This is a genomic window from Streptomyces sp. NBC_00464, assembly GCF_036013915.1.
GTDB lineage: Bacteria > Actinomycetota > Actinomycetes > Streptomycetales > Streptomycetaceae > Streptomyces.
Window position 1 is genome coordinate 3,793,929 of sequence record NZ_CP107899.1, and the last position, 13,263, is coordinate 3,807,191.

13 protein-coding genes and 1 tRNA gene are annotated in these 13,263 nt (G+C 69.6%); 5 read left to right on the forward strand and 9 right to left on the reverse strand.

Annotation, left to right across the window (positions count from 1 at the left end; all coding sequences use genetic code 11):
* Nucleotides 1–143: 143 nt before the first annotated feature.
* Nucleotides 144–1,226, forward strand: coding sequence for a cell wall protein (locus OG912_RS17085; protein WP_326737402.1), 1,083 nt, complete (start codon nt 144–146; stop codon nt 1,224–1,226).
* Nucleotides 1,227–1,285: 59 nt separating this feature from the next.
* On the opposite strand, the gene OG912_RS17090 is transcribed toward OG912_RS17085, so the two are convergent.
* The gene (locus OG912_RS17090; RefSeq protein ID WP_327710095.1) at nt 1,286–1,657 is read right to left on the reverse strand and encodes a DUF6344 domain-containing protein; all 372 of its coding nucleotides are present in this window, start codon (nt 1,655–1,657) and stop codon (nt 1,286–1,288) included.
* Between the two features lie 319 nt (nt 1,658–1,976).
* On the opposite strand from OG912_RS17090, the gene OG912_RS17095 reads away from it, so the two are divergent.
* From OG912_RS17095 to OG912_RS17105, 3 genes are all read left to right on the forward strand, one after another.
* Nucleotides 1,977–2,111: a DLW-39 family protein gene (locus OG912_RS17095; protein WP_003958712.1), complete on the forward strand. Its 135-nt coding sequence runs from the start codon at nt 1,977–1,979 to the stop codon at nt 2,109–2,111.
* A gap of 74 nt (nt 2,112–2,185) precedes the next feature.
* The gene (locus OG912_RS17100) at nt 2,186–4,006 is read left to right on the forward strand and encodes a vWA domain-containing protein (protein ID WP_443060985.1); all 1,821 of its coding nucleotides are present in this window, start codon (nt 2,186–2,188) and stop codon (nt 4,004–4,006) included.
* On the forward strand, nt 4,006–5,337 hold the full coding sequence (locus tag OG912_RS17105) for a hypothetical protein (protein ID WP_327710097.1): 1,332 nt from the start codon (nt 4,006–4,008) through the stop codon (nt 5,335–5,337). Before OG912_RS17100 ends, OG912_RS17105 begins: the two co-directional genes overlap by 1 nt.
* Nucleotides 5,338–5,372: 35 nt before the next feature.
* Here the strand turns inward: OG912_RS17105 and OG912_RS17110 are convergent, their stop codons facing one another.
* Nucleotides 5,373–6,764: a serine/threonine protein kinase gene (locus OG912_RS17110; RefSeq protein ID WP_327710098.1), complete on the reverse strand. Its 1,392-nt coding sequence runs from the start codon at nt 6,762–6,764 to the stop codon at nt 5,373–5,375.
* Between the two features lie 103 nt (nt 6,765–6,867).
* Nucleotides 6,868–7,416, reverse strand: a complete 549-nt coding sequence (locus OG912_RS17115) for a helix-turn-helix domain-containing protein (protein ID WP_327710099.1) — start codon at nt 7,414–7,416, stop codon at nt 6,868–6,870.
* Nucleotides 7,417–7,586: 170 nt separating this feature from the next.
* Between OG912_RS17115 and OG912_RS17120 the strand changes: the two genes are divergently transcribed.
* Nucleotides 7,587–7,659, forward strand: a tRNA-Ala gene (locus tag OG912_RS17120).
* A 227-nt stretch (nt 7,660–7,886) separates the two neighbouring features.
* Here the strand turns inward: OG912_RS17120 and OG912_RS17125 are convergent.
* The 6 genes from OG912_RS17125 to OG912_RS17150 form a co-directional block, all read right to left on the reverse strand.
* Nucleotides 7,887–8,621 carry a DUF6008 family protein gene (locus tag OG912_RS17125; protein ID WP_327710100.1) on the reverse strand — a complete coding sequence of 245 codons (735 nt, stop codon included), beginning with the start codon at nt 8,619–8,621 and terminating at the stop codon, nt 7,887–7,889.
* 235 nt (nt 8,622–8,856) lie between these two features.
* The gene (locus OG912_RS17130) at nt 8,857–9,690 is read right to left on the reverse strand and encodes a JmjC domain-containing protein (protein WP_327710101.1); all 834 of its coding nucleotides are present in this window, start codon (nt 9,688–9,690) and stop codon (nt 8,857–8,859) included.
* 67 nt (nt 9,691–9,757) lie between these two features.
* Nucleotides 9,758–10,186, reverse strand: a complete 429-nt coding sequence (locus OG912_RS17135; protein WP_327710102.1) for a DUF6187 family protein — start codon at nt 10,184–10,186, stop codon at nt 9,758–9,760.
* Nucleotides 10,179–11,453, reverse strand: a complete 1,275-nt coding sequence (locus OG912_RS17140) for an NAD(P)-binding domain-containing protein (protein ID WP_327710103.1) — start codon at nt 11,451–11,453, stop codon at nt 10,179–10,181. Before OG912_RS17140 ends, OG912_RS17135 begins: the two co-directional genes overlap by 8 nt.
* Nucleotides 11,450–12,712, reverse strand: a complete 1,263-nt coding sequence (locus OG912_RS17145; protein ID WP_327710105.1) for an MFS transporter — start codon at nt 12,710–12,712, stop codon at nt 11,450–11,452. Before OG912_RS17145 ends, OG912_RS17140 begins: the two co-directional genes overlap by 4 nt.
* On the reverse strand, nt 12,705–13,250 hold the full coding sequence (locus OG912_RS17150) for a DUF6423 family protein (RefSeq protein WP_327710106.1): 546 nt from the start codon (nt 13,248–13,250) through the stop codon (nt 12,705–12,707). The genes OG912_RS17145 and OG912_RS17150 overlap by 8 nt, the downstream gene beginning before the upstream one ends.
* Between the last annotated feature and the right edge of the window lie 13 nt (nt 13,251–13,263).

A 13,263-nucleotide genomic window follows, 5' to 3' on the forward strand; every position in this document is an offset into this window, starting at 1 on the left:
TGATGCGCCACCCCACCGGCGCGGCTTCGTGCTGCGCTTCTCCGTCATGCCCGGATCCGGCATGGGTTCCCGTTCCCCGCCCCCTTCAGGAGCTCGACGCGACGGCCTCCAGGCGCGCCCTGCCGCGTGCGTGGCTGCGGGCGGTGGTGTGGCTCGTCGAGGCGGGCCTGCATCGCCGGGCAGGGGCGACGACGCTGGCCGTCGCGCGCGATCTGGCCGGGCGGATGGACTACCGGCTCGGCTCCGTGCTGTACGACCTGGAGGGCACCGCTGCCCGGTGCGGGGTGTCGGCGGCGACGGTGAAGCGGCACGTCCGGGTGTTACGCGAGCTGGGCGCGCTGGTGTGGCAGCGGCACGGGACGAAACGGAACCTGCACCTGCCCGGCCGCCGGTACGCGGGCACGGCGACGGTCTATGCCGCCACGATCCCGGCCGTGTACGACTCCGCGATGGGCCACCGCCTGGAGGGCGCCGGATACGAGGCGCGGGTGTGCGGGGTGACGGACGCGGGCCGGGACCGTGCGGTGGAGGATGCACAGGCGAGGCTCCGGCGTGTGGATAACTCACCTGTGGGAACCGGCAGCTCAGGCGGGTGTGCGCCCCATTCTTCCGGGCGGCACCACGACGTACCCGAAGTTGATGTGGAGGGGAAGGGGAACTGCACCCCGCGCAGGCGGGCGACGCCCGGCCGTGCGGCGCGGCGGTCCCCGCTCCAGGTCGCACGGGACATCGCCATGGCGCGGCAGGTGCGGCCGCTCGTCGGCTGGACCCAGCACGAGGGCCTGCGCCGCCTCGCGTACGCCCTGCGCCCGCTCATCGACCGGGGTCTCGACGCCCGTGACATTGCGGCGGAGCTCTACGGCCTGGCGATCGGATGGCGGCCGGCCCGCCCGGCGGCCTGGATCACCGCGGCTCTGGCGCGCGACCGGGAGGTGTCCGTGGGGCATGCGGGTACGGAGCCGCCGGAGGCGTTCCGTCGAGCTGTGACCGGTGCACGGGAGTCGGCGGCCGGGCCTGCCGGGGGCGCGGCGTACGGAATCGAGGGGCTGACGCGTGCGGAGGTCGTCCAGTTGCGCTCGGCCGCCGCGACGGACCCGGGCCTGGTACTCGTCGCCCTGGAGAACCTCGGTGAGCGGGATGCCCGGCGTCTGTACACGAACCGGCTCGTCGACGAGGTGCTGCTGTACGCGTTCACCGGGGCGCGGCCCGCAGGTGTACGGGCATGAAGAAGGCCCCCGCCGGGGATTCCCGGGCCAGGGGCCTCGCAGTGTCAGGTGCGCCGCTCTCAGGGCGGGAGGAGGGATGCGTCCCCCGCCGGGGCACCGTGCGAGGCGCGGGCGGTACCGGTGGTGTTCGTGGTGTCCTTCGTGTCCGCGGACAGTTGCCGGGTGGCGGGTGAGGAGCCGTGTGCCTCGGCGCGGATGCGCTGCTTCATCGTGGGCGGCAGCGCCCGGTCACGCGGGAGGGTCCATCGCACCGACGGGGCGGTCGGAGTTGCCGCGGTCGCGCTCCTGTGCTCGTGGCTCGTGTTCGCCGGCTCCGTGACCGTGGCTTCCGTGGCCGCGGCGGCGGTGCTTGCGAGGCCCAGCGATGCGAGCAGTGCGAAGAACGCGGTGATGAAGGCGGTCCAGATGCTCTTGGCCTTGAAGGTGCTCATGGCCCCTCACTTTCAGGTGGTCCGGTTTGCTTACCTTTCTGATGATGTGGATCCGGCTCGCGATTTCGTGGACCGACGCCACCGATTTGCGGTTCTTCAGATGAACACCACTCGTATGGTGCAACCGGCTCTGAAGTGTGGTGTCCGGGCGGTCTTCCGGGAGCCGTTCGCACCCCGGCCGCCGCCGATGCACAATCTGCGGACGATCGCTCTTCCGTAGGCGCCAGTTGGGTTGCGGGGAGGTCACCGGTCGATATCGGCCGATGTGTATAGTCGGGCAGCAGAACTCCCCAATGCCAAGGAAAGACGAGGTCGCGCGGTGAAGAAGCTTCTCCTGGTCGCACTGGCCGCCATCGGCGGGCTCCTCGTGTACCGCCAGATCCAGGCGGATCGCGCCGAGCAGGATCTGTGGACGGAGGCGACTGACTCCGTGCCCGCAGGTTCGGGTGTGTGAGACAGAACAGCCTGTCGCGAGCCCCGGTCGCAGTTGCGGCCGGGGCTTCGTGCTGTTGCGGGACCGTGACGCCTGTGCCCTTGAGTTCCCTCAAGCAAATCAATAGGTTGCTTGAGCAAAGAAGCCGGGATTTCGGTCGAGGGGGCACGCGTGAGGGCACGCAATCACCACCGCACTGCGCGGTCGGCACGGTCGTGGACGGCCTCCCCGACGGATATCCCACCGGTCTGCGTGTGTACGGAGCCGATCAGCCGCAGGGCTGCACGGACACCCGGCTCGTACGCCCGGTGCAGAAGCTCGACCGGGCCGCGATGAAGCAGGCCGTGGCGGCCGTACGTCCCCGGGGGGACACCCCCATCGGCCTGTCGCTCCGGAAGGCCGCGCAGGACCTGCCGCAGCCCGCGGACGGGGCCATCGGTACGCGCACGATCCTGCTGATCTCCGACGGTGAGGACAACTGCGGTACGCCGCAGCCCTGCGAGGTCGCCGAGCAGCTCGGCAAGGAGGGGGTCGGGCTGCGGATCGACACCGTCGGCTTCCAGGTGAAGGGCGCGGCCCGCAAGCAGCTGGAGTGCATCGCGAACGCGGGCAACGGCCGCTACTACGACGCACCGGACGCCAAGGCGCTGGCCCGTCAGCTCCAGCGTGCCTCCCAGCTGTCCGCCGACGGCTACCGGCTCCGGGGCGAGCGGGTGGCGGGCGCGGCCACTGCCGACCGGGCGCCCGCGCTCGTACCCGGGCAGTATCTGGACACCATCGGGCCGGGCGAGAAGCGGTACTACGCGGTCGATCTGGACGACGTGTCCACGGTGGACTTCGCGGCGACGGCGGTGCCTCAGCCCGGGGCGGCCGTGGACACGTTCGACGCGCTGAGCACCACGATCGAGTACGACGCCTACGGATCCTGCGGGACGCACACCGCGCGCTTCCTGCAGAAGGAGGGCGCGGTTCCGCTGACTTCGGCGGTCGCCCGCATCCGTTCGGAGCAGGGCACCCGGACCTGTGACCGGGCGGGCCGGTACCGGCTGGTGGTGGAGCGTGAGAGCAAGAAGGGTTCCGACGCCGCGCGTTGGCCCCTTGAGCTGGTGTACGGGGTCGAGGCGCCGCTGGCGAAGGGCGTGACGCCCGCCCAGTCGCAGACGGAGTACGGGACGGGCGGCAAGGAGGCCACGCTGCCGACGGGTGACCCCCGTGACGTGCGCGGCGGCACCGGGTTCAACGACGCCGAGACGATCGGGCAGGGCGTGTGGCGCGACCGGATCCTGCCGTCCCAGACGCTCTGGTACAAGGTTCCGGCGGGCTGGGGCCAGCAGGTGCGCTACGACGTGGAGTTCGCGAACGAGCCCACGGTGGACCGCTCCACGGTCACGTACTCCTACGGGGCGACCCAGCTCTACACGCCGGCGCGCTACCCGCTCACCGGGGGAGGCGAGTTCAACCCGCACGCGATGTACAGCGGCCGTCCTTCGGCGGTGGCGATGGGCGGGGTTCCGGTCGCCTGGACCAACCGCTACGAGAACCGGACCGACGTCCAGCCCGTGCACACCGGGGGCGGCTTCTACATCTCGGTGACGCTGGGCGCGCAGGCCGCCGAGATCGCGGAGAATCCGCAGATCGGTCTGGTGCTGAGGGTTTCGGTGCTCGGCGACGAACGGACCGGTCCGGAGCACGGCGCTCCCGCGGCGGCGAAGAAGTCCGGCGGTGAGGCCGCGCAGAATGCGGACAAGAAGGGTGATTCGATCGCGTCCGAAGACAGCAGTGGTGCGGGAGGGGCAGGATGGACCGGCATCGCGGCTGCTGCCGGGGCGGCCGTCATGGCCGTGCTGGTCGCCGTGTTCGTATATGTACGCAGCCGCCGCGGGGCAGCCGCACGGACGACGAGGGGAAGCGCGTGATGAGGCAGCGCAGCAGGGGCCGGGTGACGCTGGCCGCGGTCGCGGCGATGTGCGCGGTGGCGGCGCTGCCGGGACAGGCGTACGCGTCCGGTGAGGCAGCTCCGTACACCTTCGACCCGGAGGCGAAGACGGTGAACGGCGCGGAGGTGAACACCGACGCGACGGAGCTCAAGGCCGGTTCGGTCTACAAGAGTTCGATCAAGGTCGGCGAGAAGCTGTACTACCGCCTGAACCTGGACGCGACGACGAACGCGTACGTCTCGGCCGTCGTCGTGCCCAAGGGCGGCGGCAAGGTCGCCTACGGGGACGGCATCACGGTCAGCATCAGGGACAGTTCGGATCTGCAGTGCAGCTCCGAGGACGCACTCTTCGAGTCCGCGGAGTTCCCCCGTCCGATCACCGCGTACGCCTACCGGATGGTGGAGAAGGACGGCAGCAGCTGCCAGGGCGCCGGTACGTACAACGTCCTGGTCGAGAGGGAGAGCAAGGCCACCTCGGGGCCGGAGGACTGGGAGCTGGAACTGCGGTACGCGTCGGAGCCGCAGCTCGCCGGTGACGCCGCGATGCCGACCGACGCGCCGGAGGACTGGCCGTCCGCGTCGCCCGTGCCGCCCACGCCCGCCTCCGACAACCGCAGGCACGGCGGCACCAGTTACTACGACGCCACGAGTCTGGACACGGGCGAGTGGAAGGACGAGGTCAAGCCGGGGCAGACCCTCTTCTACCGCGTTCCGGTGGACTGGGGGCAGCAGATCTTCGCCACGGCCCGCCTCGGCAACAGCCCCGCCTCCGACGAGTACATCGGCAACGCGCTCGCCCTGTCCCTGGACAACCCGGCCCAGGGCCATGTCGACGACGCGTCGCCGATGTCGTACTCGGGCAAGCCGGCCTCCGTCTCGCTGGATCCGGTGCCTCCGGTCGCGTACCGGAACAGGTTCGACTCCAGCAGCAGCGTCAGCGCCATGCGCTTCGCGGGCTGGTACTACCTGTCCGTCTCGCTGAGCCCCGAGGTCGCCAAGGACTACGGCACCAAGCCGTTCCCGCTGACGCTGTCCGTCAAGGTCGAAGGAAAGGCCGGGAAGACGCCGTACGCGGGCGATGCCGGGATCTTCGCGGTCACGGACAACGACAAGGACCTGGCCAAGAGCGGCAGGAGCGGCCCGCAGGCCGCCGAGAGCAAGAGCAACAACATGAAGCTGGTCGGAGCGGCAGGGATCGGCGCGGGCGCCGTGCTGGTCCTCGCGCTGGGCGCGTGGATGCTGATCGCGCGTCGCCGCGCGGCCGCCGCCGTCGGTCAGCCTCCGTACGGAGGGCCGCCGCAGGCCTGGTAGCCGGCCGGCGGGCCCGGACCGGGCCCGCCTTCCGCTCAGGCCTGGGTCAGCGCCCAGATACCCACGGCGAAGCAGATCAGCGCCACCAGCAGTACCGGGACCGCCACCTTCGGGGACGGTCCCGGACGCGTTTGCGGGGCGTGCGGAGCCGCGTGCGGCGTGGGCGAGGGCGCGTGGGCCGCCACCGGGGCCTGCGCGTGCTGGGCGGTGTAGGCGCGGGTGAGCGGCTGTTCGTGCGGCACCGCGGAGGTGGGGGTCTGCGAGGGATCCGGTACGGGGGCGGGGAAGGGGGCCGCCGGGTGCGGGGTGAGGGGATGAGCGGCCTGGGGCGCGGGGGCGGCGTGCTGCGGGGCCTGCGGGGGCGGCGGGAGGTGGAAGCTGCCCGTCTCCGACATCGCGGCCGGGGGCTGTGCGTACGACTGCTGTGCGTACGACTGTTGCCCGGTGGCTTGCTGCCCTGGGGCCTGCTGTCCGGTCGGCTGCTGTCCGGTCGGCTGGGGGGCCTGCGGTGTCTGCGGGGCCTGGACGGGGGCCTGGACAGAGGCCTGTACGGGGCCGGTGGGGCCGAATCCCGTGGGCAGCGGGCCGATCTGGTCGAATACCTCCACCGGCTCCTCGTCGGTCCCGGGCTCCGGAAGCATCTCGACGGCGGCCGTCAGGGCCTTGCGCGCACCCGTGGCGGTACGGAAGCGGGCCTGCGGATCCGGCTGCAGCAGCCCCGCGAGGACCTGCCAGAGCGGCTCGGGAATGCCCTGCGGGGCGCTGGGTGTGCCGTACGAGGCGAAGTGCTCGACGATTGCCTGGGAGTCGGGCTTCTTGCCCTGGAGCAGATACAGGGCGACGAGGCCGACCGCGAAGAGGTCCGCGGGGAAGTCCGGCTCCGCGCCCATCATCTGCTCGGGTGCGAAGTAACCCGGCGTCCCCACCACGTAGTTCGTCTCGGTGAGGCGGGGCTCGCCCTTCCGCATGGAGATGCCGAAGTCGGACAGCCGCAGATGCGGCCGGCCCGTGCCGGTGGCCTCCATAAGGATGTTGGCGGGCTTGATGTCCCGGTGCACGACCCCCTCGGCGTGCACCGTCGACAACCCGGAAAGCAGCTGGTCGAGCAGCGTGCAGACGAATCTCGGGGGCAACGGGCCGTAGTCGCCTATGACATGGGCCAGCGAACCGCCGCTGACCAGGTCCATGGTGAACAGGACCTTGTCGTCGTCGGCCGCCCAGCTCGCCGGGGCGAGCACATGTGGATGCTCGATCCGCAGCGCCTGCTCACGCACGAAGCGCAACAGCGTGTGCGCGTCGCTCTGCTGGAGGACCTTGGCCGCCACATAACGGCGGCGCCGGTGGTCCCAGGCACGCCAGACAGCACCGACCCCACCACGTCCGATCGGATCGATCAGTTCGTACCGACCAGCGAAGACCTCACCCATTGCGCTGCGCCCGCTCCCCGTTCCTGTCTCGGTCCGTGCGCCCTTGTGCCTGCGCCCGGACCCGGATGCTCCGGTTGCCGGGCGGGTGCCCGGTCTGTCGTGTCTAGTTCTGGTGCCCCTCGTAGTGCGCCACCGCGTCCGCGGTGCGCCCTGCGCCGTACACCCTGAGGAACTCTGCCAGTTCCGGGTGGGTCGGGGCGAGGGAGTCGGCGGCATCGATGATGTCACCGGCGGCCGCGACGGACCGCAGCAGTGACTGGATCTCGCGGACCACGCGGCGCACGGTGGGGGCGCCGCCTTGCGTCGTGGTCTGGCCGGTACCGGTGAGCACGGAGCCTCCCTGGGACTTCTTGATCTCTTCCATGCGCGCGGTGGCCTCTCCCGCGCTGACGCTGCCGTCCGCGACCTGACTGGCCAGTTCCTGGAGCGCCTGGACGCGCTGGACGACCGCCGGATTGCCGATCTTGGCCCGCTGGCCGCTCATGAGCTGGGAGAGCATGGGAGCGGACAGCCCGAGCACCGCGGCCAGCCGGGCCTGGTTCAGGCCGAGATCATCTATCAGCCGTCGGAAGAGCGCGCCCAGCGGCTCCCCGTACCAACTGCGCTGGAGATCCCTGGCTCTGGCCGTTGCCTCTTGCTGCGCTGCATCCATGGCGTCTCCCCTTCGCTGCGGCTTCGCTGCTGCGAACCTTGACGAGCATCTTACGGAGAGTGGTTGCCGACCGGGAGTCCCTATCTTTTTGGAGGATTCAGGGGGTCACCCGGTACTCTGGTCTGCGGCGGTGGCCCACGACACCTGGTGTCGGATGCTGCCTGCTGTTCGGGGCCTTAGCTCAGTTGGTAGAGCGCTGCCTTTGCAAGGCAGATGTCAGGAGTTCGAATCTCCTAGGCTCCACATGCCAGATGCCCTCTGAACTGCGGAAACGCAGTTCGGAGGGCATTTTTCGTGCTCATCGGTGGGCACCTGGGTGACGGCCGGGCCGTCGAGAGCCCAGGGCCCGCAGGGGATGCGAAGAAGTTCCCGCTCAGCCGCCCCGACGACCTCCTCACGGACTTGACCGCCGACTCGGCCTCGGCGGGCCACTCATCGATTTCATCGACGGCCTCGCCGCGGGTCAGCGGTTACGCACGGGCTTCAGCAGGTAGTCCTTCTCGATCCACCAGCACTTGCTCATCCTGGACAGGGACGGCTGGGGCGTATCCGGACTGAACAGCCTTCCGCTCGCGCCACAGATGGAAGAGCGCGGTGGCGAAGATGGCGGTGCCGATCAGGTTGGCAACGAAATGCCACCACACACGGTAAGTCGTGAGCGCAGTTCCCGGAGGGAGGGCGCCGAACCAGGTGGACAGTCCGATGGCACGGCCGGCCCCCAGGGCCACGGACAGAGTGAGCACGACGTGTTCAAGGCCGTGGATGCCCTGCATCCAGACACCCATCTTCGCCCACTTGCGGGCCTTGAGGCTCCGGACGGCGCGATGGGTGATCACCATGATCCCGACCAGGCCCGCGAGAAAGTTGAAATTGCCCGTGAGGTGCAGGACTTCCATGCCGAGGGAAGGCTTCGACGAGTCGATCTGTCCCATGCCGCGCGCCAGGCTGTCACCCCAGGGGGTCATCCAGGCCGGCGCGTCGGGGTGGGCTATCCAGTAGGCGGCCTGTGCGATGTGTTCCTGGAAATGGCCGAGCTGGCCGACCGCGCCCAGGCCGATCACGACCACTGCGCCGCGGTACGACCAAGGGCGAACCGGCCTTCGGCCACCCCATGCGAGTAAGGCCACTGCCAGCCACATCGCGGCCGTCCAGAGAAGGAGGATGACGGCGGCGGCGGTGTCGACACCGCTCACGACCGCGTTCATGCCGTCCGTGTGTGATGTATGCGTTGAATGGTCCATGGGGCGCTTCCTTATGGCTGGTGGAGGCGGAGGGATCATCACGAGCGAGGGGCCACTCCTGCGCGGTGCTTCCGCACCCTTCTCCCGGAGCGTCATTGGGGTCTGTGAAGGGGGCTGTGATGCGTGGGACCGCGTACAGCTGCCCCTGGGCCCGGTCGGCCCGACCGGGCCCGGACAGAACGCGGGGAAGGCGCCCGGATCACGGTGTCCGGGCCACAACGGCGGTCGACGGCGGCCATCTTTCAGGGGGCCGTGCGATCTCTGCCTGCTCGGCCTGCTCGTCCCTGTCTCTGCGGTACGTGCCAGTTTTCGAGGCGGCGGCAATCCGCTCGGCAAGGTCGGCGGCCACGCCGGGGCTGAGCGGCGCGGGTCCTGCAGCCAGCTGGTCGCCCAGTAGTCCTTCAAGCAGATCGCCGACCTGGTCGAGTAAGGCGTCGACGAGGCCCACGGGTACGACCTGGTAAGTGACATGGGTAGAGCCCACGCCACCTGCGGTTGCTGCGTGGATCCAGCCGAGCGGGATGTACAGCACGTCGCCCGGTTCCAGCGTGATCTCGGCAGTGGGTCGGCCCAGACTGCCCGGATCCACTTGGGAGGCCTCCGTGGATTTCCGTGCCCAGAGCGACCAGGTCTTGCTTCCGGCCAGTTGGAGCAGGAAGTTGTCCTCGCCGTCGATATGCGGAACGAGGCCGGAGTGGTGAGCTCCTGTGCGGAAGATGTGCGCTTGGACCTCGCAGCCGACGTCCTCGCTCAGTCGGCTGCCGAGTTCCGTCGCCTCGGGCACCCAGTGCTCGGCATTGGCCAGGACGACCGTGGCACCGGAATCGAGGAGCCTGCGAACCTTCTCCCCGTCCACGAGATCTGCCACCGGCTGGTCGGCGATGGTGCGGACGTGGGTGAACTCGGCGGGGTGGTGAAGGCGCCCCGCCTTGGACACGGCAACCCGATCGGCGCGCAGCCCTTGCCGGAGAAGATCGTCCACCACCGTGGCGGAGAGGGCGCCGGGTATGCCGCCCTCTCCGGTGTGACCCACGGCGTACTCGTGCTGCCAGTGTCGTATCAAGAAATCTGAAGGCAGTCCCCAAGCGCTGAAGACCTTCTCAGTCTCCACGGGCCACCTCGTCGAGCTCCTCACGCCGGAACCAGGCGACGGCCAGGCAAGCGCGGACGGTGGGTGCCATGCGCTCGCCCAACGCGCGTACCACGGTGCTGTGCGCGCGAGCCCATGCTTCTCGCGGGGCACCCGAGCGAGGCGTTCCGTCGTCGGCTGCGGCCAGAGCCGCCCGATGCTCGCGCCAGTGCGCCGCCCCTGTGGCCACGGCCTCTTCGAACGAGATGTGAACGCCGCCTCGGTGCCACGCCTTGTCCACCAGCAGCATGGCCGTGCCCGGCTGCTCGGTGAGAGAGGCGGTACCCAGCACGGCCAGGATCCTGCGGGAGTCGAGGCCCATGAGGATCAGCCCGGCCTCCTCCACCGGATCGGCGCCCTGGTCGGGCAGGTCGAAGGTCGTGTACGGCTGCTCAAGCATGGATACGCTCCTTCTCGCCTGCCGCGATCTGGGCCAGGATGCTTCCGGCCACGCGGGATACACCCACACGGTGCCCGTCGATGTTGCGCGCGGCCGGCCCGAGGATCATGCAGGCGGCAGCTCCGAGAGCGTGTACGCGAGGCGCTGCCCGGTAGGCGAGGGTTGCCTCGTCGAGGTCCGGCCACCCGTCGCGCAGACCCACGATGTCCGGCGGTAGCAGCTCACTGCCGACGTTCGGCTGTGTTCCCAGAGCGAGGACGGCAAGGTCACCGGAGACCGCGGTGCCGTCGGCCAGGTCCACGCCCCCCGCGTGCAGGCCGGCGATCTCGACACCGCGGTGTACCGTCAGCCTCCCTTCGGCCTCGGCCTTCTCCAGCGTGGGCCGGAATTCGAACATCACCGAGGCCTTGCGGTGCCGGCGCATGAGTTCGAGCCGTTCTTCCCAGGTGGTGTTGTGGAACCGGGCTCGGCCCTCTGCCCGGAAGAACGACGCGTTGACGTCGGCGCACTGGTAGTGCTCGGACCCGTTGCGCAGCACCCAGTGCACATGCGAGCCGTTGGTGAGGCCGTTGGCCACGGCGTGGGCCCCGCTGAGTCCCGCCCCTACGACGACCGTGGTGTCGGTTCGGGCTGCCGGCTCGTCCCAGTACTGGACGCGATCGGGCAGCCGGCCCGGCCATGAAGCACGCTCCTCGCCTGTGCAGAGGACAACCGCGGAGGCAGTGATGTCACCGCGCGTCGTGCGGACCACGGTCTCGGTGCCGGCGGGAACCACTTCCCGTACTTCGCCCTGCCACAGCCGCTCGGTCAGGTCGTGAGCGTCAACCACGTGGTCGACGTAGGCCTCGAAGACGTCCAAAGGGACGACGGAGCGGTGCCCGGCCTGTGCCATGCGGACCTCGCGCTTCTCCACGGCGGTGAGAGACGACCACTGGAGTCGGGCAAAGTCGAGGAGTTCGCAGTCCCGGTACCCCTCCGCTCCCGGGTGGTGATCGTAGGGCGAGCGCAGCGTGCGCTGGCCGAGGGTGTCGGCGCGCCGGAGGAACTGGCCGCCGAGCCGCCCTTCGCGGTCCACGATCACGATGTCGCCGACCCCGGCGTGCCACAGGGCTCCGGCCAGGCTCAGGGCAGCAAGGCCACCGCCGACCAGGACGACATCGGCACGTGCGGGCAGCGAGTCGACTCGGGCTGCGGTCCGGGGGCGGCGGGTGAATCCACGGCCACGCGGTGACTGCAGCAGTTCGGGGGGAGGCAGGAAGACGGTCACGTCATCTCCGTTGCGGCTGAGTGGGGTTCGGTCGGATGGGTCGACCGGGACATGGCAAGCAGAAGAACGAACGGCAGCGCCAGGGCTGCGAGGACGACCATGACGGGGCGTGGGCCGACCAGGTCGATCAGCGCACCTGTGCTGACGGTGGCGACGAGACGAACGGTGGCGGTCGCCGCGGAGCTCGCGGCGAGGACTCTGCCGCGAACGGCGTCCGGTGTGATGCGCTGGCGAGTCGTGGCCACCACGATGAACGCGAGCGCCGAAGCGCCGTCGAGTACCAGGACCGCCGTGGCGAGCCAGAGCGGGGCGTCGAAGAGCGCGAGGAGGCCAACCGCGCCACCGTTGACCGCGAGGACGCTGGCCAGCAACTTCGGCCACCGGGGGGTGTCGCAGTACCGGGCGAGGACGAAACTGCTCACCAGGCCGCCGATGCCGGCCGCAGAGACGATGAGCCCTGTCGTCGAGGGGGCGAAGTCGAGTTCCTTCTCGGCTCGTACCATCAGGGGCAGGAAGGCTGTCGCGGCGAGCAGATGCATGTAGCAGGCGCCCGCAAGAAGAACGGTCTGCGCGCGATCTCGTCGGATGAGCCGTAGCCCGGCCAGGACGGACTCGTCCTCACCGGGTCCCTCCGCGGACGGTTTGTTCTTCGGGAGACGTGCGAGCAGCAGAGCCGAACCGAGGAAGCTGACCGTGTTCGTGGCAAACGCGATCATCGGACCGAACGCCTGCAGCAGCCAGCCGGCTGCAGCGGGGCCGGCCAGCGTGGCCGCGGCGTCCGAGCCCTCCACGTAGCCGTTGGCGCGCATCAGGTCCTGGCCGGACACGAGGCGCGGTATGTAGCTGCCTGCTGCGGTGTTGAACACGGCATCGGCGATCCCGGTGAGCAGCGAAAGCAGCACCAACGGGATCAGGCGTGCCCCGCCGAATGCGGCTTCGAGACCGATCGCGACGAAAGCGACCGCGCGGACGATGTCGGCGGCGACCATCAAGCTGCGGCGCTCGCGACGATCGACCAGCGCTCCGACGTGCAACGCCCCGATGACTTGCGGCAGTTGTCCTGCCGCACCGACCAGGCCGGCCGTGAATGCCGATCCGGAGGCAGCGAGTACGGCCAGTGGGAGGGCTACGTCGGCGACCCGGTCGCCGACGATGCTCAGGGCTCGTGCACCGATGAAGTACCGGAGCAGAGTGTGCGTGGGGGCCGCGGGAGCCGGCGGCGTGACGCCGCCGGCTCCCTGAGCCGTGGACTCAGCCAATGATCGTCACGGGAATGACGACCTCGATGACCGGCTTGGGCGGCATTCCGTTGGCCACGTACTCCTCGATGAGCCCCTTGACCTTCTTCGGGCTCTCGGTCGGCGGGGGCTGGAACCGTGCGTGGGAGGCGTTGCCGCGACGCTTGGCGCACTCGATGGTGAACATCTTGAGTACGGCCTCACCGGGCCGGACCTCACCGTCGTAGAACGTGATCCGGGTCTGGTCCGGGGTCATGAACGTCTTGGCGAACTGCCGAGACACGATCATCGCGTCGGCGTCGTTGACGAACCGAGTGCCTTCACCGGCGGTCATCTGCCAGGTCAGCCACGACTCGTCAGTCAGGTTGGTTTCGGACTTGATGACCTGCCAGCGTCCGGCTTCGGGAAGCTCGAAGGACACTGAGATGTCATGGTCCTTGGTGTCGATGGCACCAGAGATCATGAGGACACGGCGTTTGAGGTCGGCGCTTGCGGCCATCTGGATGTCGCGGGCCCGCACGCGGGACTGAACATCTAAGCCGGGAATTGCGAGTGACATTCAAAACTCCTGA

Excerpts from the sequence above, each read along its gene's own strand:
- OG912_RS17090 (WP_327710095.1), bottom strand. The coding sequence starts at position 1,657 with ATGAGCACCTTCAAGGCCAAGAGCATCTGGACCGCCTTCATCACCGCG.
- OG912_RS17105 (WP_327710097.1), top strand. The coding sequence starts at position 4,006 with ATGAGGCAGCGCAGCAGGGGCCGGGTGACGCTGGCCGCGGTCGCGGCG.
- OG912_RS17115 (WP_327710099.1), bottom strand. The coding sequence starts at position 7,416 with ATGGATGCAGCGCAGCAAGAGGCAACGGCCAGAGCCAGGGATCTCCAG.
- OG912_RS17135 (WP_327710102.1), bottom strand. The coding sequence starts at position 10,186 with ATGCTTGAGCAGCCGTACACGACCTTCGACCTGCCCGACCAGGGCGCC.
- OG912_RS17150 (WP_327710106.1), bottom strand. The coding sequence starts at position 13,250 with ATGTCACTCGCAATTCCCGGCTTAGATGTTCAGTCCCGCGTGCGGGCC.
- OG912_RS17125 (WP_327710100.1), bottom strand. The coding sequence starts at position 8,621 with ATGAACGCGGTCGTGAGCGGTGTCGACACCGCCGCCGCCGTCATCCTC.
- OG912_RS17110 (WP_327710098.1), bottom strand. The coding sequence starts at position 6,764 with ATGGGTGAGGTCTTCGCTGGTCGGTACGAACTGATCGATCCGATCGGA.